Genomic DNA, 21,430 nt, shown 5'->3' on the forward strand with positions numbered 1-21,430 from the left:
TGCGGCCGACGCGGCGTAGGTCAGGCGATCTCGCGGCGGATCACCGTCGGGCCGGCCCCGCGCCGACGTTTGCTGTTGTTGTAGAAGGCGATGAATTCCGCTGCCGGCAACGCCTTGGAGAACAGCCAGCCCTGGCCGTATTGCACGCCGCGCTCGATGAGATAATCGGCCTGCTCCTGCCGCTCGATGCCCTCGGCGACGATGTAGAGGTCGAGCGACTTGGCGATGTCGATGATATGCGGCGTGATCGAACTGGTGGCGGAATCGGTTCCGATCGTGTCGATGAAGGACTTGTCGATCTTCAGTGCATCGAGCGGAAGCTCCTGCAGATATTGCAGGCTCGAGTAGCCGGTGCCGAAGTCGTCGATCGCCACCGAGTGGCCGCGCCGGCGGGCTTCCTCGATCGTCGCGCGAGCCGATTTCACGTCCATGAAGCCGCGCTCGGTCGCTTCCAGCCAGATCTGCTGGGTCAATATGCCGGTGTTTTCCAGTGCTGCCTGTATCACCGGCAGGATGCGCCCTGATTTAATGTCATCGGCGGCGAGGTTGACGGCAATATGCAGCGAGCGATCCGCAAGGAGTATCGTTCTCAGCTCGGCGATCATGGCATGGATGACCTGGTCGGTGATTTCTTCGATCAGGCCATTCTCCTCCGCCAACGGTATGAAGAGATCGGGGCGGACCATTTGCCCATCGGGCCGCCGCCAGCGCACGAGCGCTTCCGCGCCGACGCAGATGCCGGTCTTCAGTTCGATCAGCGGCTGATAGTGGACGATGAACTCGCGCCGCTGCACGGCGATCGAGAGTTCTCCGAGCGGCGAAAGGCGGCGCCGCGACAGCCAGACGACGAGACCGACCATCAGTGCTGCGACCAGGGCGCCGACCGGCAGGAGCAGCAGCCGCTCCCGGTCCATGTCGTTGAGAATGGCGATACCGGGGGCACTCGCAACGGCAATCCAGTTTGCACCCCGGGAGGTTGCGAACAGGTCGTCGCCGTCGCTGCCGGTTCCGGGAAGTTCGGCGAGCCGCGCCGTAAGCGACGCATCCGGATTATTCAGAGTGCCGATCAGGACACCGTTTTTCGTGGCCACCGCAAGCCGGGTGCCGGGCTCCGCAATCACGTCGACGAATCGAGCCGGATTGGTCAGCGCGGTATAGGAGCGATATCGGAAGGCCGTCATGGGGGCGCCGGTACTGATTGTCGGATACATCCGCGGGATGACTTCGACGCCATTGCTGGCGAAAAAATCGGCGGGCGGGGAGCGGGTGAGACGGCGCGGAGGGTAGCCCCACGACGTGCACCTCAGCAGCCCGTTCTCGAAGTAGCCGATATCTTCGATGGAGGTCGTGTTGACGACGAGCGAGCGCAGCGCTGCGATGTGCGTCGACATGCACGGCGGCATGTCGAACCGGTCGGCGACCTTCAGCGCCCGGAAGGCTTCCTCGAGCGCCGCATCGGCGCGCATGACGGCGTAGTCGGCAAGGCGCGAAAGCCGCGTCTGCTCGCTGCGCACCGCGATCGACCAGGAAAGATAATAGGCCGCCAGCATCGGCAGGATCGCGCCGAGTGCAGCCAGGATACTGGCGATGACGACTATGCGAGATCGTTCCAAGCAGGCCTCGCCCGTGATCGTTGTGTTCTTCAGTTCATGCTGCTTGCGGCAGAAAGACGCTCGATGAGCGGAGCCTGGCAGTTCGCGGATGTCGTCGAAGGCAGACGTTGCGAGCAGCCGTTGGTTTCCGCCGGTCCGGCGATCGAGGCTTCGTATTATTTTGAATTGAAGAAGCCTTTACGTACAACTACCACGTCTTATTGTCCCGATTCCAGGACGTTCGATCCTGCTGCGACGACAACTGAATATTATGCTAACAGCATTTTAATTGTAGTCGGTGGCCGCCGCATGAAACGAACGAATCTGATAGGGCTTGGACTGCTGTCTCCGATCTCCGAAGCGACTTTAGGGCACATAACGTCGATTTTATCTGGATAAGGCTTGAGGCGCCATAACCCTTCTTTTATGTCGGGTCTTCGATTGATTATTTGGTGAAAATATAAAGGAGCAGGCCAGGACGATGGATGTTGCGGCCCTGACATTTCTGGCCCTCGCACTCCCGTTCGTGGGGGCCTTGGTCGCGCCGCTGCTCACGCGCCTGCTCGGGCACAAGGCGGCCTGGGTTCTGGCACTCTTCCCCGCGGCCATAGTCCTGCATTTCACCCGCTTCTGGCCGGAAGTGGCCAAGGGCGAGGTGGTCACCGGCGGCTATGCCTGGATCCCGTCGTTCAATGTCAGCTTTTCCTGGCTGATCGACGGCTTGTCGCTGACGTTTGCCTTGTTGATCGCCGGCATCGGCGTGCTGATCGTGCTCTATTCCGGCGGTTACCTGAAAGGCCATCCGCAGCAAGGGCGGTTCTTCTCGTTCATCTTGATGTTCATGGGATCGATGCTCGGGCTCGTCGTGTCCGACAGCTTCCTGATGCTCTTCGTCTTCTGGGAACTGACCTCGATCACGTCGTTCCTGCTGATCGGCTTCGACCATTCGCGCGAAGCGGCCCGGCGTGCGGCGCTTCAGGCGCTGGTCGTGACCGGAGGAGGCGGGCTGTTCCTGCTCGCAGGACTTCTGATCATCTGGAACGTCAGCGGCGTCACCCAGCTTTCGCTGCTCATGGCCTTTGGCACGGAGATGCGCGAAAGCCCGTTCTATCTGGCGGCGCTCCTTCTCGTTCTCGGCGGCGCCTTTACGAAGTCGGCGCAGTTCCCCTTCCATTTCTGGCTGCCGAACGCGATGGAAGCACCGACGCCCGTCTCGGCCTATCTGCATTCGGCGACCATGGTGAAGGCTGGCGTCTATCTGTTGATGCGGCTCAATCCCGTTTTCGGCGGCACGCCTGAATGGCAGATCCTGCTGCCGCTCTTTGGCGTCGCTACGCTCGTCATCGGTGCAGCCCTGGCCTGCCGCCAGACCGACCTGAAGCTGATGCTCGCCTATACGACGATGGCGTCGCTCGGCCTGCTCGTCATGCTGACCGGTCTCGGCGCCCCGCATGCGATCGAGGCGGCGGCGCTCTATCTCGTCGCACACTCCCTGTTCAAGGGCGCGCTTTTCATGGTTGCCGGCATCATCGACCATGAGACCGGCACGCGCGACGTGACGAGGCTCGGGGGCTTGCGCTCGGCCATGCCGCTCACCTTCGTCATTGCGCTTGCCGCGGCATTCTCGATGGGCGGGCTGTTCCCCTTCTTTGGCTTCATCGCCAAGGAGGAAATCTACTATGCACTCTCCGGCTTCGACCGCCGCTCGATGGTCTTTGCTGCGCTCGCGATCTTCGGCAATGCGCTGATGTTTGCGGCCGCCTTCGCCGTAGCCCTCAAGCCATTCGTCGGTGCGAAGGTCGAGACGCCGAAGGCCGCGCACGAGGCGCCGTTGCTGCTCTGGCTCGGACCGGCGCTGCTCGCCGCCAAGGGGCTTTCGGCGGCCTTGCTCTCGGGGTTGACCCACGAACTCGTTTCGACGCCGATGGCATCAGCGATATCAGGCGAACCGCGTGCGGTCACGATATCGGTCGTTCCGCACGTCGGGGTGCCGTTGGCCATGTCGATCGCGACCGCGTTGATCGGGATCGTCTTCTACCTGAAGCTCGATCGCCTGCGTGGCTTCATCGCCACGATCCTTGCCGATATCGGCTGGGGGCCGGACCGTGGTTTCGACCAGTTCATTCGCGGGCTCGTTCGTTTTTCCGGCGCCCTGACGCGCCGGCTGCAATCCGGCCGGCTCGATGTTTACATGACGGTGACCTTCATCCTGGTTGCCTTCGTGCTGCTGCTCGTTCCGCTCATCTATGGCGAACTGCCGCGCGCGCCGTTCTTCGCACCCGACGTGCCGCTGCATGAGCTTGCGATCATGGCAATCGCGGTCATCGGTCTCGTTGCCGTCGTGCTCGCACCCGATCGGCTGACGGCGATCGTCTCGCTCGGCATCCAGGGTTTTGCCGTGGCCGTCATCTTCCTGCTCTATGGTGCGCCGGACCTTGCCTTCACGCAGTTCATGATCGAGACGCTGTCGGTCGTCGTGCTGGCGCTGGTGATGACAAGGCTCAGGCTCTCGCCGTCCGACCATCGGCCGCTCGCACAGAAGGTTCCGGATTTCGCCATCGCGCTCGCCTGCGGCGTCGGCTTCAGCCTGATGTTGCTGAAGGCGACGGGTGTTCCCTTCGACGCCACGCTGACCGATTTCTTCAATCTCTATTCGAAGTCGATCGCGCACGGCGCCAATGTGGTGAACGTCATCATCGTCGATTTCCGCGGCACGGACACGCTGGGTGAGATCGCCGTGCTGATGGTCACCGGTCTTGCCATCCTGTCGCTGGTCCGCTTGAGGGCCGGTTCGCTTCGCCGTATCGCCGATAACGATCCGGATGCGGAGGAGCGCGCATGAAGTCGGTGATCTTCCGGGCCGTCGCCCCGTTTCTTGCCAGCCTGATGGTGCTGTTTTCGATCTTCGTGCTGCTGCGCGGCCATAACGAACCCGGTGGCGGTTTCATCGGCGGGTTGATCGCGGTTTCGGCGCTGGCGATCTACGGCATCGCCTGCGGTGTCGAGACCGTGCGCCGCGCGATCTATTTCCATCCGATGGCAATCGCCGGCGCGGGGCTCTTCGCATCGGCGGTCGCCGGCCTGATCTCGATTGCCGCACGCGTCCCATTCATGACCGGTCTCTGGATCTATCCCTCGGTTCTCGGCGTGGAGATCCCGCTGTCGACCGTGATGCTCTTCGACTGCGGTGTCTATCTCGTCGTCGTTGGCGCGATCAGCTCGGTTGCGCTTTCGCTCGAAGAGCGGGGAGGCGAGTGATGGAAGCCTGGTTCGCGTTGCTCGTCGGCATCTTCTTCACGGTGGCGGTCTATCTGCTGTTGTCGAAGTCCATCATCCGCGTCTTGCTTGGTGTCGCCATCCTCGGCAACGCGGTCAACCTGCTGATCTTCACCGGCGGGCGGCTGACGCGCGGCGTGCCGCCGGTCATTCCCGGCCACCAGGATACGCTCACGGGACCGGCCGCAAACGCTCTGCCGCAGGCGCTGATCCTGACGGCAATCGTCATCTCCTTCTCCTTCTTCGCTTTCCTGCTGGTCCTGGCGTGGCGCGCCTACGAGGAGCTGCAAACCGACAATACCGACGAGATGCGCGTCGCCGAGCCGAAGGACGAGCCGGCTCCGCCGCTTGGATATTGACCGACCCATGGCCGCTTCGACTTCTCCCCCCGCAGATCTCGCCGCCGCGCTCGTTCTCGATCCGGTCGCCTCTGCCGAATGGCTGGTGATCCTGCCTGTCGCCTGGTGCCTGGCGATCGGCGCACTGCTGGTGATGCTGCGCCGAAAGATCGACTGGCATCCCTATATTGCGGTCCTCGGCCTTGCCGGCCTCGTTCTCATCGACGTTCTCCTGTTTCGGCATGTACTCGCAAGCGGTCCGTTGACGATGGTCATGGGGCGCTGGCTGCCGCCCTTCGGCATCGCCTTCACCGTCGATCTCACCGGCGCGCTCTTTGCGCTGGCGGCCTCGGTGGTGGCCCTTGCCGGCGGGGTCTATTCGCTGGCCGATATCAATGACAGCGGCCGGCGCTACGGCTTCTATCCGTTCCTGATGCTCCTGATGGCGGGTGTCTCCGGCGCCTTTCTGACGGGCGACATCTTCAACCTCTACGTCTGGTTCGAGGTGCTGCTGATCTCCTCCTTCGGCCTGATCGTGCTCGGCTCCGAGCGGGAGCAGATCGACGGCGCAGTGAAGTACGGCTTCCTCAATCTGATCGCGACCACGCTGTTCCTGATCACCACAGGCTATCTCTATGCGAGCTTCGGCACGCTCAACATGGCCGATATCGCCCGCAAGGCCGAAGGTCTTGCCGGTACTGCGCCGCTGATGACTCTGACGGCGCTCTTCGTGCTCGCTTTCGGCATGAAGGCGGCAGCCTTTCCGGTCAATTTCTGGCTGCCGGCTTCCTATCACACGCCGCGCGTCGTGGTATCGGCGCTCTTCGCCGGCCTGCTGACCAAGGTCGGGATCTACGCCCTGATCCGCGTCACCGTCATGCTGCTGCCGATCCAGCGCGAGGAACTGAGTTTCGTCGTCGCGCTTGCCGGCGCGCTGACCATGCTCGTCGGCGCCTTCGGGGCGCTGGCGCAATCGGATTTCCGCCGCATGCTCGGCTATCTCGTGGTCGCCGGCATCGGCTCGATCCTCGCCGGTATTGCCGTCGGCGGGCCGGGCGGTATCGGCGGGGCGATCTTCTACGCGCTGCATTCGATGCTGGTGATGACTGCGCTTTATTTCGCATCCGGCATCGCGGCCAGGCTCGGCGGCAGCTTCTCGCTTTCGTCGCTTGCAGGCCTTTATCGTCGCCATGCCGGTTTCGCGGCGTTGACGCTGATGCTGGCCTTCGCCGTTTCCGGGCTGCCGCCGTTCTCCGGCTTCTGGCCGAAGGTGATGCTGGTCAAAGCGGCGCTCGATATCGGCGCCTGGTGGCTGGCAGGGGCCCTGCTTCTCACCGGTTTCCTGACGACCGTTGTCACCGGGAGGTTCTTCCTATTGGCCTATTGGCGCGATGCCGGCGCCGGGGAGGGAGCGACGGCGTCCGCGACGATCTCGCCCGCGGCACTCCTGCCGCTTACTGCATTGACTGTCCTCGCCCTGGCGATCGGCCTCTATCCGGAGCCGCTGCTTGCGACCATTCAAAGCGCGGCGGCGGGGCTCTCCGAACCCTCGGCCTATCTGAACTCGGTTTTCCCGGGAGGTGCCCCGTGACCAAGTTCCTCACCATCAACCTGGTGTTCACGGCGATCTGGGGGGCGATTAGCGCCAGCTTCTCGTTGGCCAATCTGATCCTCGGTTTCGCCGTCGGAGCTCTTTCCCTGTCGCTGATCCGGCGCGAGCTCCAGCCCGTCACCTATCCGGTGCGGCCGCTCAAACTGTTTCTGCTGACGGCTCTGTTCTTCAAGGAGTTGGCAATCTCGGCAACCAAGGTCGCCCTCATGGTGATCCAGCCGAAGATGGTGCTGAAGCCCGGCATCTTTGCCTTTCCGCTGACGGTCAAGAGCGATTTCGAGATCGCGCTGCTCGCCAATCTCATCACCCTGACGCCAGGAACCCTTTCGGTCGACGTCTCCGACGACCGCCGGACGCTCTACGTCCATGCGCTCGATTGCGCCGACCCGGGCGGCTTGCGGCGCGACATCGCCAACGGCTTCGAACGGCGGATAAAGGAGGCGTTCGAATGAGCCTGCCAGACCAGATCGAAGCCTTCGCCACGGGCTTCGCGCTCATCGCGCTGTCTACCGCCCTTCTGGTTACCGTCTGGCGCATCGTCCGCGGCCCGACCCTGCCGGACCGCGTGCTCGGTCTCGACATGCTGGTGGCGATCGCCATCGGCCTGATTGCCGTCGTCGCGATCCGCACCGGTTTTAACCTTTACATCGATATTGCCATCGCCCTGGGCCTGGTCGGCTTCCTGGCGACGGTCGCCTTTGCGCGTTTCGTCCTCGCTCGCGGGCTTTCGCCGGAAAGCGCACGGGAAGCAACGCGCGTCTCCACACCGCGATCCAACGCGGTCCGTCGCAGGCACAAGGGAGGCCGCCGATGAACCCTGTGCTGGAGATGGCCATCTCCGTGTTGGTTGCCGCTCTGTTGATCGTCGGCGCGATCTTTTCGCTGCTTGCGGCAATTGGCATCTTGCGTTTTCCCGATCTTTACACCCGTATGCACGCAGCGTCGAAGGCCGGCACCATAGGTTCCGGCCTGTTGCTGCTGGCTGCAGGCGTTCATTCTCTGGATGCGGCAATACTGATTCGGGCGCTTGCAGGCTTCTTCTTCTTCGTGCTGACTGCACCAATTTCGGCTCATCTCTTGGCAAAAGCCGCACATCAGGCTGGTTACAAACTTACGAAACTGTCAGTCGTAGATCAGCTTCCGCAAAAGGAAGAGCCACGTCGTCGCTGATCGATGACATTTCTGAATTTGTATTTCAGAACTTTGCGATGCAGTGTGGCCATTTTAGCAATTTGGAGATAAAGTTGCTAAGTGTCGGCAAATTTATGTTTGGACATTTCACGCATCGATGTTAATCGGGTAAATGTAAAGTGTCGTCGCGGAAAATACTTTGATCTGAAATTCCAGCTTGAGTTGTGTATGTTTGGTTGTTGCTTTGAGAGTTCGGTCGTCCCGGTGACTCGGCAGCAGGTTTCGTAATCAAAATTCCAACTCTTGATATCGTGGCCGGCGTTTGTCTTTGCCGCGTTTGATGGTCCATCCCAAGGCAGCGAAGGCTTCCTGACGGCTCTTGCAAGCGTTCCTCCCCCGAGACGTCGTTTCGGGTTGTGCTGAAGTCCGATAGGAGAAAGAAATGACTGAAACAGCGCTTGGCGCGAGCCATGAACTTCTGGTTGAACTGACGGCGGAAATCGTTGCCGCCTACGTCAGCAATCATGTGGTTCCCGTCGCCGAGCTTCCCACGCTGATCGCAGACGTGCACTCGGCCCTCAACAACACCGCGGCGCCGGCACCGGTCGTCATCCCGGTTGAAAAGCCGAAGCCGGCCGTGTCGGTTCGCAAGTCCGTCCAGGACGACCAGATCACCTGCCTTGAATGCGGCGGCACCTTCAAGTCGCTGAAGCGTCACCTGATGACCCACCACAATCTGTCACCGGAAGAATACCGCGAGAAGTGGGACCTGCCGACCGACTACCCGATGGTTGCGCCCGCCTATGCGGAAGCGCGCTCGCGCCTCGCCAAGGAAATGGGCCTCGGCCAGCGCCGCAAGCGCCGCGGCAAGTAAGGCTTCAACCGTCTGGTGAGGCATTGCGGCCGTTTGCGGCGAGTACCTGACGGCATTTGGTTTGATCACAAAGGGCCGGGCCTGAGCGTCCGGCTCTTGTGTTTTGCTGTCAGGTCCTGACGGTGTCAGGCCGCCAGCCGAAGCTCCGCTTCGTTCTTGATGCGGCGGATCATCGAACGCAGGCCGTTGGCGCGCTGCGTCGAGAGATGCTCGATCAGGCCGATCTTGCCGAAGGTATCGATGGCATCGATCTCGGCGATCTCCGAGGCATGTTTGCCGGAATAGATGGCGAGCGCGATCGCGACAAGGCCGCGCACGATATGCGCATCCGATTCGCCTTCGAAGGTCAGCACGGGGTCCTCCGGATCGCCCGTCGTCTGGGTGACGAGCCAGACCTGGCTGGCGCAGCCCTGAACCTTGTTTTCCTGGGTCCGCTTGGCCTCAGGCATCTCCGGCAGCGCCTTGCCGAGTTCGATCACATAGCGATAGCGATCCTCCCACTCGTCGAGGAAGGCGAAATCGTCGATGATCTGCTCAAGCGTCGTCATGATCCAGGTCCAGTTGTCGGAATAGTATACCCCCGCCGGCCCTTGCCGCGAACGAGGTTCGTCCCTGCCATGCCCTTTGCTGTCGGGCGCGCAGGCTTTCAGCCCTCATATAGGGGATCGAAAGGCCATTGAGAACCGTCAATAGCGGTTGCCTTGGGCATCGGCGGCATTTCGCGGGCGCGTCAGATCGAAACGCTTGACGGAAATGTGAAGGTATTTCCGTCGCTTGCGTCGATCCCGCCGAGTTTGCCGATGGCGGCAGACAAGACATGGCCGGCCGCGCGCGCATCGTCAGCGTCACGGACAGATCCATCGTTGCGCAATTCCTGCTCGGCTTTTCGCAACAGTTGCTTTACCTGTTCGCCAAGCGATTTGAGTTCGGCGACCACTTTCATGGTTGAGCCGGACTCGCGATCTTCGTCGCTGAATTCGCGATAGGCGCGCTCGGCGAAGTTTGCCGGCCCGGGGGGCGCGACTGCATCATCGTCTGTCGCAGCACCTTCCGTCTGCGCATTGCCGGCCTCTGCCAGGGCAGTCGCGGCTGCGGCGGATGCAACGCCATCTGCCGCTTCGATACCGCCTGCGCCGGCCAATTGCTGGACGGCCGCGCCGAGTTGCTGAGCGAGCTGCTTGGCGAGCCTCGCAAGCGTTTCGGGATCCGATGCAAAGAAGCGGAGCATGCGAAGCTGCTCCTTGATCTCGTCGATCTTCTTCTTGGCTGCGGCGGCGTGGTCGTCCGCGCCTTCGTCGGTGCCGAGAAGCAATGCGGCCGATGCCGGGCTCTTGCCTTCGCCGGCGGTCGAAGTGCCGGGCGTCGCCGGCCGCCTGACGCCCGCATTCGAAAAAAGCCCATGGATCTGCATCGGGTGCCTCCGCCTGCCGTGCGGCGGACCTAAGCAGCCACGGCTTGCGCGTGGCTGGCTCGGGCGCGATCCAAGGTTGCGCCAGCGAAAAAGAAAACGCCGCGAGGGGATGGATCCTCGCGGCGGCCACGACAGGGCGGCAAGTCAGGCAGTTAAGTTGCGAATGGGTGGATGGGCGGCCGCCGGCCCGACCGAGGGCTTGGCGTGATTACTGGATGATCGCGGCCTTGGGATCGAGGCGCTTTTCCGGAACCGGCGTGCGCTTGAAGACAGGCTCTGCATCGATGGTGCTGACCTCGGTAGCCGGAGCCGCCAGATCGGTCTGCGGCTTGGCCGTGCCGGTCATCGCCGGTACGACCGTACCGGTCGTCACCTTGGCATCGGGCTGGGCATCGGTTTCGGCAAACTGGGTATCCAGGAATTCATAGGCGATGCGTGCGCCTTCGCGAGCCCGATGGCCGAGGGCGACGAAGGTCTCGGCACCCTTCTCGCAGATCTCAGGCTTCTGGGTGCAGATGGCGCTGATGTATTGGAAAGCCTCATTGGCGGCGGCGAAGGTGTCGCCAAGCTCGACCTTGGGGGCATGCTCCAGCTTCTGCGAACTCGACGGATCGAGGAATGGCAGCAGCACCAGCACCAGCGAAAACCAGAATGTCGCCTTGATGAGAAACCACATGTTCTGCCCATCCTTCGTTCAGTTGCCTGAGCTCGCCAGTCTTCTAGCCGGCTTTTGCGCCCTCGGCATCCCGCAGCGCTGGAGTATCCCCTGATACCCGTTCACGCTGCCGTCGTTTCCTCGGGGAACCTGCTGCCTTCGATGCAGCGTCGGCCCTTTGTTGACGTCGACATTAGGACGGGAATCACAAGACGGCTTTTCAAAATCGGATGGCATTTGCTTCAAATTTTAATGAAATGCCGCCGTCGAGTGCTTTGCCGCGCATTTGTGTCGCATTTTAGCTTTCGCCGTTAAGGTTCGTGGCGGACCTCGTGGCGCGAAGCCCGGAAGCGTCGGGAATGGCGTGCCGGCAGGCGCGCCACAATCGTTAACAGTGTCCAGAAAATACACAGAAATCCGTTGCTTACGCCCCGTTAACCACAAGAAATGAAGGTCGCTCGATTTGCTTCAAAACGGGATTTTTCAGCCGTTTCGCACCGTTCCGGCACGGGCGCGTTTATTCTTTCATTAAGCCGGGGATGCGAGATTCCGACATGTCACGAGGCAGTCTGAATCGCGGTTCCCAGGTAGGGGAAATCGGTCGCGCCAGCTTCGCAAGAACAACAAATGTAGCAGGGTAAAGCGTGAACGTATTGCGTAACATGGCTGGCAGATGGGCGTCCCGCGTGGACGAGGTCGCGGCCCTGTGGCTGCCCCGTCGTGAAGCTTCCTCGCTCGCCGGACGCCGCGACACGAAACGCCTGCGTGCCGTTGCGGCCGTCTCGCTGACGACGCTGCCGGTGGTGCCGCTCGCCCTGTCGCTCGCCATGCCCGTGTCCTCGGCCCTGCCGCTCGGCACCGCCCTTTGGGCTTCCGCCTCGCTGCTGGCGGCGGCCGTTGCCATCGCCCGCGGTCGGGCGCCGGACGCTGGAGCGCCGGCTCCGTCCGATCCCGCTCTCCCGGACCTCTCGGCCGCCTATGATCTTTTTGCCGGTATCGTCACCGTGCATGACCTGCGCGGCAATGTTCTCTCCGTGCATGGGCGCGATGCCGCCGAGCACCTGACGTTGATGCGCGACCCCGCAGGCCGCGGCTTCATCGAGCAGATTCATGTTTCCGACCGCATCACCTTCCTGAGCGCGATCGACATCCTTCGCCAGGGTGGCGACCGGGCGACGGTCGATATCCGTATCGAACGGCGGACATTGCCGATTGAAGGCGAACAGTTCGTCTACATGTCCTGTGAACTGGCGCCGCTACGTGATCGCGACGGCAACTTGACGGGGATCCTTGCCCAGTCGCGCGATGTCTCCGAGGAGGCCGGTTTGCGCGCCGAGGCCGCTGCCCGGACGGCCGAGGCGGAATCTGCGAACGACGCCAAAACCCGTTTTCTCGCCGCTGTCAGCCACGAACTGCGCACGCCGCTCAACGCCATCCTCGGTTTTTCCGACGTGTTGGCCGGCGAATATTTCGGCAAACTCGAGAACGATCGCCAGCGCGAATATGTAGGCCTCATCCATAAGTCGGGCGAACATCTGCTCTCCGTCGTCAACACCATGCTCGACATGAGCAAGATCGAGGCGGGGCGCTACGAACTCCTGCCCGAGCCTTTCCGCGTCGCCGAGGCCGTTGCCGCCTGCGAGGCGATGCTATCGCATCAGGCCGCCGAAAAGGGCGTCAAGCTGCTCAGCCGTGTTACCCGCGGCATCGGCGAAATCAACGCCGATCAGCGCGCCTTCCAGCAGGTTCTCATCAACCTGATCGGCAACGCCGTGAAGTTCACGGACCATGGCGGTGTCGTGACGATCGACGCCGAGGTGGATGGTGCGATGCTGAAGCTCTCGGTCAGCGACACCGGCATCGGTATCGCCGCCGACAAGCTGGAGCTGCTCGGTCAACCTTTTGTCCAGATCCAGAACGACTATACGCGCCGCTACGAGGGCACCGGCCTCGGCCTTTCGCTGGTCAAGGGCCTCGTTGCGCTTCATGGTGGCGATCTGACGATTCGCAGCCGCGAGGGCGAGGGGACTGTCATCGTCGTGACGATACCGCGCGACGGCTCCGGCATCGCCGTTGCCGCGCGCCAGGAGCAGCAGCGTTCGTCGGTAACGGTGGAGTTTCCGCCGCGCCTGCGCGATGGAGAAACGAAACCGGCTGCCGAAGGGGGACGGCCCGAAGACGTTGGTTTGAACGAGGAACGGGGATATGGCGCCGCGCAAGCGAAAACAGCCTGAACGGAAGAAGGCCGCGCGGCGTGCGCCCGGCCTGGCCGTGCGCGGGCTGGCTCTTGCCGGACAGGGTGTTGGACTTGCCGGCCGCCTGATGGCGCGTCATCCGCTTGTCTCTGGCGGCTCGGCCGCCTTCCTGGTCGTGTTTTCCTTCGTTGCCGCCAATGCCATGTGGTATCAGCACGGCGTGCACCCGTCGCCGCTTCTGCGCACCCGTGTGCCGCTCGTCAGTGCCGAAACCGCGCAGCGGATCGCCATCGCCAAAGGTGAGGAGGCCGAGCAGCGTAACGTGACCACGTTCGTCATCGAACGCGAAGGCGAGGCCAAGGCGGACAACGTCGAGGACGTGATTGCCGCTGCTTCCGCAGATCTTCCGGCGGACAAGCCGTCGCCCGAGCGCGTGGCAAGCGTGCCCGCGGGCGCGACCTCGAAGCTCGTCGCTGACATCCAGAAGGAATTGAACCGGATCGGCCTTTATGACGGCGTACCGGACGGGCGCACCGGCCCGCGGACGGCGGCTGCGATCCTGCGCTTCGAAGCGCAGGCGGGCCGCGCCGAGACGGGCTTGGCCAGCACCGCGTTGTTGCAGGCGCTGCGGGCCGCGCCGAGCGACAAGGCTGCTCAGGTCACGCCGGCGGGAAGACCGCTCGCCGAGGCAAAGGGCAACGGCGTGGAGATCGATCCGGTCGCTGCCGCCATTCGTTCCTCCGAGAAGGAAGGTAATTTCATTCCGCGTGCCGAAATCCCGGTTTCGAGCGAACTGGTGCTGAACATCCAGAAGGGGCTCAGCAACCTCGCCTATGCGGATGTTGCGGTCGATGGCGTCGCCGGAGAGCAGACGCGGGCAGCGATCCGCCACTTTGAAAAACACTACCGCCTGCCGCAGACCGGCGAGCCGAATGCGCAGGTCTTGAAGAAGCTCAAGGAAATCGGCGCGCTCTGATCGATGATCGGGCTTGACCACGCCGCCGATTTGCCTCTGCCAGCCGGCGCGTGTATCAGCCTTCCATGCGCTTGAAGTCTCACATCTTCGTCTCGTCCCTCTTGCGCCGCGCATTTTTGCTCGGCGGCTATGCGGCCGTGCTGCGCAAGGGAGCGCAGGAGGCCGGCGCAATCTTCATCCGCCAGCGGACGCGGCTCGGCACCGAGACGCTCTTTGCCCCGGCGCCGCAGAATTTCTTCGCCGACGAAGTTGATATTGGCCGTAAGTTTGAAGTGAGGTTGCGCGACAGTGACGCGGAAAGGGTCGAAGCGGCCCTTGCGAGCGAGATCCGGTTCGACCCGGATTGTTGGATCGTGGAAATCGAGCTGGACGACCATGGCGATCTGTTCGAGGTCGTTCCGCAGGATGGCGCAAGCCGGCCCTGACACAGTCTTGCCGATCAGGCGAACCTGCTTGCCTCTCCGCTTGGTGAGGCCGTGGAACGCGCTCATGGACGATCAAATCGACTCAATAGGCGAACTCTCGAAGCTGAGCGGCAGCCCGATCAGGCGGCTTCGGTTTTACTCGGACAAGGGTTGTTGCCGCCGTTTGCATGGACTGAGAGCGGCTACCGCATGCGGCGCGGATCTCGCCGGAGGATGCCGCATCAAGGTAGCGCGCAAGATAAGAGATTTCTGCGCCTAGCCGCGTCGCCGGCCGAAAAGTCGCAGTGGCTGCACATTGCCGCCGGCCGCTGCAATCCGACGAGGGCCGATCTGGCGCGCACTGTTGGCGGGATTTTCAGCGAAGTATGCTTCGTGCCTTGCAGCTGCGGTTGATACTTCGGCCTCCGCCTCGAGCCAGACATCGAGCTGTTCGCGGCAGGCGGCGCGGTTCATGGCGCCGATCAACGCTTCGGCATGGGTCGTCTCGCCGAAGGGCTCGCGAAGATGCGGATATAGCGTCTCGAGCACGAAACCGGCATCGGACGTCTCGACATCGAGCGCGACGAGGCTCGTCGCCAGCCGCTGCCCGGAGATATCGAGCAGGATGCGTTCGACCTGCGCGTCCTTGGTGCCGAGTGCCTGGCCGAGGACGCGTGAGAACAGGATGATCTCGCCGCTACGGGCAAAGCGCACGAGCAGCGCCGCATGCACGTCGCCGATCGCATCGGTTGAGGTCGTCGGTGCGGTGGTGCGTGACCCCGCTCGCGCCAACGTCTTGATCTCGTGTCGCAGCGCTTCTTCGCGGGCCGCGCGCACCGAACCAGCCTCGGCCTCCGGGTTCCTTCGCTCGGCCACCGCCTGCCTTGCTGCATTGCTGCGCGCGGCGAGCCCGGGCGGATTGTGGTGCTCGACCAGGGCATCGACGACAAGGGGAGAGAGGTTCGGGCGGCGCGCGATCGCTGCGGCGTGTTCCGGCCCGCGGTCGCGGATGACCGCGATGAGGGTGCGGTCGGTAATCGCCTTCGAGCGCGTCAGAAAAATCGCGGCAATGGAAATCGGCATGCCGCCGATCAGCGCGGCGACCGGCTCCGGGACCTGTGGACACTGGGAAAGGGCTGCCGCCGCCTGACGGCGGGCCTCGTTGCTGGAACCGAGGAAAAGCGGCTCGAACAGTTCGGCAAATTGCTTCATGTCGGACTTGCCGGGGATGCGCAGGCTTTCGAAACCGGTGACCGTCGCCATCAGGACGACGTCCTTCAAGCGGCCGGTCTGTGGCCTTTCCAACTCACGAAAGCGATCCGTCACGGTAATTCCCTGCACGCAAAACATGATCGCCGTTTCCGGTGATCCGGAAAGGCACACGTCGCAAAAATTAGAAGAAAAGCGTTAGCGTACTGTTAACTATGGATGTTGGAGCTTTATTCAGGCTTGCGGCACCTGCGTGGCGCCCGGCAAGGCCGACAGATTGCCCGATTACCCCGCATTTCCGGGGACATTCGGGGCATTAGCCATAAAAAATCCACATGCGGTCACGAGTTATCGCGGCGACGGTCAAGGGCTCCGGACGCCCGCCGACGCCTGGAGGCCGAGTGAAGAGGGGCCTCTCCATGGGAGATATGGAACTGTGAAGAAATTTATCCTGCGCGCAGCGGCGGTCTGCGCGCTGCTGGCGGCCCCGGCGATCGCCGAAGCCGCGGAAGGCTTTGCCACTGCCAATGTCAACATGCGCTCCGGTCCGAGCACCCGCTATCCGGCGGTATCGCTGATCCCGGTCGGCGAATCCGTCGAAATTCACGGATGCCTTGCAGATCTGCCGTGGTGCGACGTCTCGTTCTATGGCGGGCGCGGCTGGGTTGCCGGGCGTTACGTCCAGGCCGACTATCGCCGCAATCGCGTTTATGTCGAGCCCCGCTATTATCGCCCGCTCGGCATTCCGACGGTTGTCTTCCAGTTCGACAGCTATTGGGACCGCAACTACCGTGGCCGCGATTTCTATCGTGAGCGCGATCGGTGGCGCCGGGGACCGGATTGGGTCGATGACAGCCGGCATCGCCGCGACTGGGAACGGCAGCGCGAGCGCGACCGCAATGACTGGGAACGCGATCGGCGTCGCGCGCAGCGCGACTGGGAAAGCGGTCAGCGTGAAGAGGAGTGGTGGCGTTCGGAACGTGAAGATCGCCGAGAATGGGAACGTCGCAGCGTCCGCATTCGCCAGGACGACGACGGTATCTACGAACGCGCCCGCCCGGCGCCGTTGATTCGGTGCCAGTTCGACGACCCAGACTGCGAGAACTGACGGGAAGCGCCGTGCTTCGGCGCTATTCCGTTGAATAGGAAACGGGCGGCGCGGGCCGCCCGTTTGCTTTTGGCAGCCCGGTTTCTGTGGTCTCAGGCGGAACCAAACGCCATCCGGAGCGTTGAGACCGCGCAGACAAGGGAGCGTTGTAATGGTGGAAAAGAAACTGGAGGCCGTGCAGAAAGTCGGCGAAAACGTTTCGCAGGTGCAGGCGCGTGCTGAGGTTGATGTTCAGATCGCCGAACTGCGGGCGGAAATCGCTCGACTGACCGAAGCTGTCTCGGCCATCGGTAGCGGTACGAGGGCGGTTGTTCAGGGGGAGGCGGAATTGATGGCGGAACGCGTTCGCGAGCGGGTACGCGAGGAGCCCTTGGCGACGTTGGTGGCGGTTGCCGGTGTGTCGTTCCTGCTTGGTCTGATATCGCGGCGCTGACTGCGGTTTGATGCCGCTCCGGACTGTTACCTTGGATACATCTCGAGGGTTCGTCTGGCGCGATAATGAATCCAGGTTGGTGCCGGAGCGGTGTATTAGCATTCTGTTAACCAGCCTATGGCTCAATCGGGGCGGACCCGTTATCATCGGGCTGCATCGTATGAACCAGAAGAGCAACATCCGGGCGACCGGAAGAAGGAGCAGACGAGAAAAGCGCGCCTGTCCAGGCAAGCCTGGAGAAATGCGCTGGCCCGAGAGGGCAGGGTGAAATCTGTACGGTAGTTCATCCGTCTCAAGACTTTGTGGAGACGAGCATGGCAGACGTGATCAGAATTCAGGACCGAAAGGTTCGCGTACCGCCGCGTAGACCACCGGCCATATCGAGCGGAGCCAAAGTGCTTCTGTTCACCGGCATCCGCTATGAGCGCCTCGACCGCGACCCGCAGCCGACGGCACCGGATGGACGCCGGATCAAGAAGCAGTAGCGTTCGATTTCGCGCGTCGACGACCGGCGATGGCCGGGCGCGTGTCCTTGGCCAGAAACATCAAGGCCCCTTCACCATAATTCTTGCCTGAACGCAGTCTTTGCTCTTCGCTATCTGCGACCGAGCGGTAGGCTGCCTCGCGTTCGCCGCACTTAGCGCCGAAATGGCTCGCAGCTTGATTCCGCAAGGAAGTTGCGGACTTGCTCCTCGAAACTGTCGACCGGCGCCATCGCTCTCAGAACGGCATAGCCATCCTGTTCCTTCATCTCCACCATGATCGATTGCGCCAGCGCCTCCGGCGGCGACTTGCGCAATTCCACCAGTTGAATCGGCGTCGCGACGACAAGATCGAGCTTGCCGTTCACTGCCGTGTGGTCGTTCATGCTGAAGACTTCGTTCGAATTGCTGTCGAAGACCGCAAGCGACCAGAATGGCACATTGCCACTGGCGAGGAAGCGCGCCGGTCCGTCCGAGATCGAGAAGCTGCAAACGGCCGTCCTGAGATAGGGGTCGTCATTGGCAAGGCCCGTTGGCCCCGGCGTGCTCGTCAGCGCGAAGAAGCTGTCCATCTCCAGCAGTCCCAGCACGCGGGTATAGGCGTCACGGCCGGTAAACTGCGGCAGCGCCAGAATGATGATGATGTGCAGCAGCGCGGCGCCGACGAGGCCGAGGGCCGTGGCGAAGAGAACCTTACGCAGCATCGCCGCACCCGGTCTTGGTGATGATCGGCATGGCAAGGTCTAGCAGCCCCGACGAACCTGCCGTCGGCGTGTCGAGCAGCGTCAGAACCAGTCGGAAGGTGCCTGAATGGCGCAAGGCCAGCCAATTGTCCGGCTGGGCGTTCGGCGACACATGGATGGTGAAATTGCTGTTTTCGCTGCGCAGCACCGTCCAGGAATTGACGGCCGAGGGCAGGTCGGAGCCGGGACGCAACGGCAGGCCGTCGGCATTGGCCGCATAGAGCGTCCAGAAGCGAGCCTGTGGCGTCAGCCCCGTGACGTCATAGGAGCAGGAAGCCTGGAGCTTCTGGCCCTTGTCGTCGGTCTGCGCGCTGAACATCAGTCCTTCGGCGCCGCCGTAAAGAAGTTCTCCGGCGCGCGCCCGGTGCGCCTTGGCATAGGGATCGGCGTTGATCGTCTGCGCCTCCGGGAAAGCGACCCACGGGCCGATCGCGATCGAACCGAAGCCGACGGTCGCCTTCAGCGCCCATACGGTCGAGGCAATGCCGCCGCCGAAGGCGATGGCAAGAGCGAGGGCGACGAGGAAGGGGATTCGAAACAAGGGCGGCTCTATCGGAAATCGTTCTGCGGCGGGGCAACATGGGGCTGCCCCCATATCTCGCCGAAAACAGCGACCGGTGCAACGGCGGCCGACGCCGCGCGTGCGGCTCCCTGTCGGGATCGCTGCCGCAAGTCAGAGCGGGAGATTTCAGTTGCTGGCGGCATTGGGATCCGCCTGTCCGGGGCGTTTTTCTTCGGCAGTACCGAGGGCGGCGAGCTTGCCGCCGCTCTCCGGCGCTTTCAGGGCCGGTGCCTTTTCAAAGGTCTCGCCGATCGTGCGCAGCAGGCGGGTAACCTCGGCCGACAGCGAGCGAGGACGGACGAGTGGAGGCAGGGCGTTCTCATCCGGTTTCGCCGTCGCGACCTGCGGCTGCTTCGCTGGCGTCGTCGGGGCGACCACACCGGGGATCGCCCGGTGCTCGATGCCTTGCTCGGCATAGTCCATCAGCCGTTTGAACGTCATCGCCGGCAGCGAACCGCCGGTCATGTTGTTGGTCGACGTGTAGTCGTCGTTACCGAACCAGACGGCGGTCGTGTAGTCGCCGGTGAAGCCGACGAACCAGGCGTCGCGATAGGCCTGCGTCGTGCCGGTTTTGCCGCCGACGACGATACCGTTGTCGAGGGCGGCCTTGCGCGCGGTACCGATGATCGGAATCTGTGTCAGCATCGAATTCATCGACGCATTCGCGGCTTCCGAAAGCACGCGCCGCGCCGGCGGTTCGTCGCGACCGAAGTCGTAGAGGATATCGCCGTCATAGTTGAGGATCTGGCTGATGCCGTGACGGCGCGACTGTACACCGCCCGCCGGAAACACCGCGTAAGCCGTCGCCTGATCGAGCACGGTGACTTCCGACGTTCCGAGCGGCATGGTCTTGTCGGTGCGGATCGGCGTCTCGATACCCATCGCCTTGGCGGTCTGGGCGATCAGATCGGTGCCAAGCTTGTCCTTGGCGAGGCGCACGGGGATGGTGTTGATCGACTTGGCGATCGCCGTCAGGATCGTGATGCGCCCGGCATAGCTCCGGCCGTAATTCTGAGGCGACCAGCCACGCCAGGTGATCGGCGCGTCGACGACCACCGTTTCCGGCGTCATGCCCTTCTCCATCGCCGCAGCGTAGGTGTAGACCTTGAAGGAGGAGCCTGGCTGCCGCAGAGCGCGGGTCGCGCGGTTGAACTGGCTCTCGCCATAGTCCCGGCCGCCGACCATGGCCCGCACCGCACCGCCGTTCTCGATCATGACGATGGCGCCCTGCTTCACATTGAAGCTCTCGCCATATTGGCGCAGGCTCGATTCCACCGAGTCCTCGGCGGCGTTCTGCAGGCCCATGTCGATCGTGGTACGCACGATCAGCGAATGCTGCGCGAAGGGCCGAGCGATACGCTGGACCTCGTCAAAGGCCCAATCGAGGAAGAAGTCGGGCGCCTTTACCTGGGCGCGGTCGATAACGCTGGCGGGATTGAGGCGTGCGGCGATCACCTGGCCCTCGGTCATCAGCCCGCCCTGGACGAGGTTGGTCAGAACCTCGTTGGCGCGCCCGCGCGCGGCCGGCAGGTTGACGTGCGGCGCGTAGCGGGCCGGCGCCTTGAAGAGCCCGGCGAGCATCGCCGACTCCGCAAGGCTCACATCGGTGATCGACTTGCCGAAATAGAACTGCGCGGCCGCAGCCGCCCCGAAGGTGCCGCCGCCCATATAGGCGCGATCGAGGTAGAGCCGGAGGATTTCCTTCTTCGACAGGTTGCATTCGAGCCAAACCGCCAGGAAGGCTTCCTTGATCTTGCGCTCGATCGTGCGTTCGTTCGACAGGAAGAGATTCTTGGCAAGCTGCTGCGTCAGCGTCGAGCCGCCCTGGACGACGCCGCCGGCGCGGGCATTCTCGGTCATCGCTCGGGTAAGGCCGAGGAAATCGATGCCCCAATGGTCGAAGAAGCGACGGTCTTCGGTCGCGAGCACCGCCTTGATCAGATGATCGGGCAGCTCGTCGATCGGCACGGAATCTTCGTGGATGATGCCGCGGTGGCCGATTTCATTGCCGTAGCGGTCGAGGAAGGTGACGGCGAAGTCGCTCTGGGCGCGCCAGTTGCCCTTGGTCTCCTCGAAGGCCGGAAGCGCCAAGGCCAGCATCAGCACCGAGCCGACGGTACCCCAGGTCATGCCTTCGCCGAGCACCTCGAAGACGACCCTTTTCCAGCCCGTGACGCGGAACCGGCGGAAGAAGATGGTGGTGTCTTCCCACCATTGCGCCAGTTTGAAGCCGGCATTCCAGACCGTGGAATCGATCCAGGAGTCGATCCTGAGAAAGATGTGCCGCTTTTTCGGCCGGTTATCGTCTTTCCTCGGTTCCCGCACGTCTCAACGTCCTGAAGGCTCTGCGGCATCATGCCGGCGCCGTATAATATTTGCACGGCGTCAAATTCCAATCTACTTGCATATCGCGCCGGCGGCCTTAAAAA

At 62.8% G+C, this 21,430-nt stretch carries 23 protein-coding genes; 15 read left to right on the forward strand and 8 right to left on the reverse strand.

The window, feature by feature from the left end:
- Positions 1 to 20: 20 nt before the first annotated feature.
- The gene (locus ACQ5BM_RS03960; RefSeq protein WP_429808069.1) at positions 21 to 1,613 is read right to left on the reverse strand and encodes an EAL domain-containing protein; all 1,593 of its coding nucleotides are present in this window, start codon (positions 1,611 to 1,613) and stop codon (positions 21 to 23) included.
- Positions 1,614 to 1,676: 63 nt separating this feature from the next.
- On the opposite strand from ACQ5BM_RS03960, the gene ACQ5BM_RS03965 reads away from it, so the two are divergent.
- From ACQ5BM_RS03965 to mucR, 9 genes are all read left to right on the forward strand, one after another.
- Positions 1,677 to 1,991: a hypothetical protein gene (locus ACQ5BM_RS03965; RefSeq protein WP_429808071.1), complete on the forward strand. Its 315-nt coding sequence runs from the start codon at positions 1,677 to 1,679 to the stop codon at positions 1,989 to 1,991.
- Positions 1,992 to 2,073: 82 nt separating this feature from the next.
- Positions 2,074 to 4,434 carry a putative monovalent cation/H+ antiporter subunit A gene (locus tag ACQ5BM_RS03970; protein WP_429808073.1) on the forward strand — a complete coding sequence of 787 codons (2,361 nt, stop codon included), beginning with the start codon at positions 2,074 to 2,076 and terminating at the stop codon, positions 4,432 to 4,434.
- Positions 4,431 to 4,850 carry a Na(+)/H(+) antiporter subunit B gene (locus ACQ5BM_RS03975; RefSeq protein ID WP_173515940.1) on the forward strand — a complete coding sequence of 140 codons (420 nt, stop codon included), beginning with the start codon at positions 4,431 to 4,433 and terminating at the stop codon, positions 4,848 to 4,850. The genes ACQ5BM_RS03970 and ACQ5BM_RS03975 overlap by 4 nt, the downstream gene beginning before the upstream one ends.
- Positions 4,850 to 5,227, forward strand: coding sequence for a Na+/H+ antiporter subunit C (locus ACQ5BM_RS03980; protein WP_173515941.1), 378 nt, complete (start codon positions 4,850 to 4,852; stop codon positions 5,225 to 5,227). The genes ACQ5BM_RS03975 and ACQ5BM_RS03980 overlap by 1 nt, the downstream gene beginning before the upstream one ends.
- A gap of 7 nt (positions 5,228 to 5,234) precedes the next feature.
- Positions 5,235 to 6,797 (forward strand): Na+/H+ antiporter subunit D, encoded by a 1,563-nt coding sequence (locus ACQ5BM_RS03985; protein WP_429808076.1) that lies wholly within the window; start codon positions 5,235 to 5,237, stop codon positions 6,795 to 6,797.
- The gene (locus ACQ5BM_RS03990) at positions 6,794 to 7,270 is read left to right on the forward strand and encodes a Na+/H+ antiporter subunit E (RefSeq protein WP_429808079.1); all 477 of its coding nucleotides are present in this window, start codon (positions 6,794 to 6,796) and stop codon (positions 7,268 to 7,270) included. Before ACQ5BM_RS03985 ends, ACQ5BM_RS03990 begins: the two co-directional genes overlap by 4 nt.
- Complete coding sequence (locus ACQ5BM_RS03995; RefSeq protein WP_429808081.1) at positions 7,267 to 7,632, forward strand: cation:proton antiporter; 366 nt, start codon at positions 7,267 to 7,269, stop codon at positions 7,630 to 7,632. Before ACQ5BM_RS03990 ends, ACQ5BM_RS03995 begins: the two co-directional genes overlap by 4 nt.
- A 14-nt stretch (positions 7,633 to 7,646) precedes the next feature.
- Complete coding sequence (mnhG, locus tag ACQ5BM_RS04000) at positions 7,647 to 7,988, forward strand: monovalent cation/H(+) antiporter subunit G (protein WP_429808924.1); 342 nt, start codon at positions 7,647 to 7,649, stop codon at positions 7,986 to 7,988.
- Positions 7,989 to 8,391: 403 nt separating this feature from the next.
- Positions 8,392 to 8,823 carry an exopolysaccharide biosynthesis transcriptional regulator MucR gene (mucR, locus tag ACQ5BM_RS04005; protein WP_043620098.1) on the forward strand — a complete coding sequence of 144 codons (432 nt, stop codon included), beginning with the start codon at positions 8,392 to 8,394 and terminating at the stop codon, positions 8,821 to 8,823.
- 125 nt (positions 8,824 to 8,948) lie between these two features.
- On the opposite strand, the gene ACQ5BM_RS04010 is transcribed toward mucR, so the two are convergent.
- The 3 genes from ACQ5BM_RS04010 to ACQ5BM_RS04020 all read right to left on the reverse strand — a co-directional run bounded on the left by ACQ5BM_RS04010 (position 8,949) and on the right by ACQ5BM_RS04020 (position 10,910).
- Positions 8,949 to 9,371, reverse strand: coding sequence for a SufE family protein (locus ACQ5BM_RS04010; RefSeq protein ID WP_429808084.1), 423 nt, complete (start codon positions 9,369 to 9,371; stop codon positions 8,949 to 8,951).
- 182 nt (positions 9,372 to 9,553) lie between these two features.
- The gene (locus ACQ5BM_RS04015; protein ID WP_429808086.1) at positions 9,554 to 10,234 is read right to left on the reverse strand and encodes a hypothetical protein; all 681 of its coding nucleotides are present in this window, start codon (positions 10,232 to 10,234) and stop codon (positions 9,554 to 9,556) included.
- Positions 10,235 to 10,442: 208 nt separating this feature from the next.
- A complete protein-coding gene (locus ACQ5BM_RS04020; RefSeq protein WP_429808088.1) occupies positions 10,443 to 10,910 on the reverse strand; it encodes a DUF5330 domain-containing protein in 468 nt (155 codons plus the stop codon).
- A 641-nt stretch (positions 10,911 to 11,551) separates the two neighbouring features.
- Here ACQ5BM_RS04020 and ACQ5BM_RS04025 point away from each other — a divergent pair.
- The 3 genes from ACQ5BM_RS04025 to ACQ5BM_RS04035 all read left to right on the forward strand — a co-directional run bounded on the left by ACQ5BM_RS04025 (position 11,552) and on the right by ACQ5BM_RS04035 (position 14,485).
- A complete protein-coding gene (locus ACQ5BM_RS04025; RefSeq protein WP_429808926.1) occupies positions 11,552 to 13,123 on the forward strand; it encodes a sensor histidine kinase in 1,572 nt (523 codons plus the stop codon).
- Complete coding sequence (locus tag ACQ5BM_RS04030) at positions 13,095 to 14,060, forward strand: peptidoglycan-binding domain-containing protein (RefSeq protein WP_429808090.1); 966 nt, start codon at positions 13,095 to 13,097, stop codon at positions 14,058 to 14,060. Before ACQ5BM_RS04025 ends, ACQ5BM_RS04030 begins: the two co-directional genes overlap by 29 nt.
- 65 nt (positions 14,061 to 14,125) lie before the next feature.
- Entirely contained in the window at positions 14,126 to 14,485 is a 360-nt protein-coding gene (locus tag ACQ5BM_RS04035) for a DUF1491 family protein (protein ID WP_429808092.1), read from the forward strand.
- A gap of 255 nt (positions 14,486 to 14,740) precedes the next feature.
- Here the strand turns inward: ACQ5BM_RS04035 and ACQ5BM_RS04040 are convergent, their stop codons facing one another.
- On the reverse strand, positions 14,741 to 15,814 hold the full coding sequence (locus tag ACQ5BM_RS04040; protein WP_429808095.1) for a DUF2336 domain-containing protein: 1,074 nt from the start codon (positions 15,812 to 15,814) through the stop codon (positions 14,741 to 14,743).
- A 295-nt stretch (positions 15,815 to 16,109) separates the two neighbouring features.
- Between ACQ5BM_RS04040 and ACQ5BM_RS04045 the strand changes: the two genes are divergently transcribed.
- From ACQ5BM_RS04045 to ACQ5BM_RS04055, 3 genes are all read left to right on the forward strand, one after another.
- On the forward strand, positions 16,110 to 16,781 hold the full coding sequence (locus ACQ5BM_RS04045) for an SH3 domain-containing protein (protein WP_429808097.1): 672 nt from the start codon (positions 16,110 to 16,112) through the stop codon (positions 16,779 to 16,781).
- A 151-nt stretch (positions 16,782 to 16,932) separates the two neighbouring features.
- Positions 16,933 to 17,214 (forward strand): hypothetical protein, encoded by a 282-nt coding sequence (locus ACQ5BM_RS04050; protein ID WP_429808100.1) that lies wholly within the window; start codon positions 16,933 to 16,935, stop codon positions 17,212 to 17,214.
- Positions 17,215 to 17,528: 314 nt separating this feature from the next.
- Positions 17,529 to 17,699 carry a hypothetical protein gene (locus ACQ5BM_RS04055; protein ID WP_173515953.1) on the forward strand — a complete coding sequence of 57 codons (171 nt, stop codon included), beginning with the start codon at positions 17,529 to 17,531 and terminating at the stop codon, positions 17,697 to 17,699.
- 152 nt (positions 17,700 to 17,851) lie between these two features.
- Here ACQ5BM_RS04055 and ACQ5BM_RS04060 read toward each other — a convergent pair whose 3' ends face one another.
- From ACQ5BM_RS04060 to ACQ5BM_RS04070, 3 genes are all read right to left on the reverse strand, one after another.
- On the reverse strand, positions 17,852 to 18,400 hold the full coding sequence (locus tag ACQ5BM_RS04060; RefSeq protein ID WP_429808103.1) for a DUF1254 domain-containing protein: 549 nt from the start codon (positions 18,398 to 18,400) through the stop codon (positions 17,852 to 17,854).
- The gene (locus ACQ5BM_RS04065) at positions 18,390 to 18,980 is read right to left on the reverse strand and encodes a DUF1214 domain-containing protein (protein ID WP_429808106.1); all 591 of its coding nucleotides are present in this window, start codon (positions 18,978 to 18,980) and stop codon (positions 18,390 to 18,392) included. Before ACQ5BM_RS04065 ends, ACQ5BM_RS04060 begins: the two co-directional genes overlap by 11 nt.
- Positions 18,981 to 19,127: 147 nt before the next feature.
- Positions 19,128 to 21,326, reverse strand: a complete 2,199-nt coding sequence (locus ACQ5BM_RS04070; RefSeq protein WP_429808108.1) for a transglycosylase domain-containing protein — start codon at positions 21,324 to 21,326, stop codon at positions 19,128 to 19,130.
- Positions 21,327 to 21,430 lie beyond the last annotated feature (104 nt).

Origin of the sequence: Ensifer sp. B1-9 (assembly GCF_050474445.1) — a bacterium.
Taxonomy (GTDB): domain Bacteria; phylum Pseudomonadota; class Alphaproteobacteria; order Rhizobiales; family Rhizobiaceae; genus Ensifer.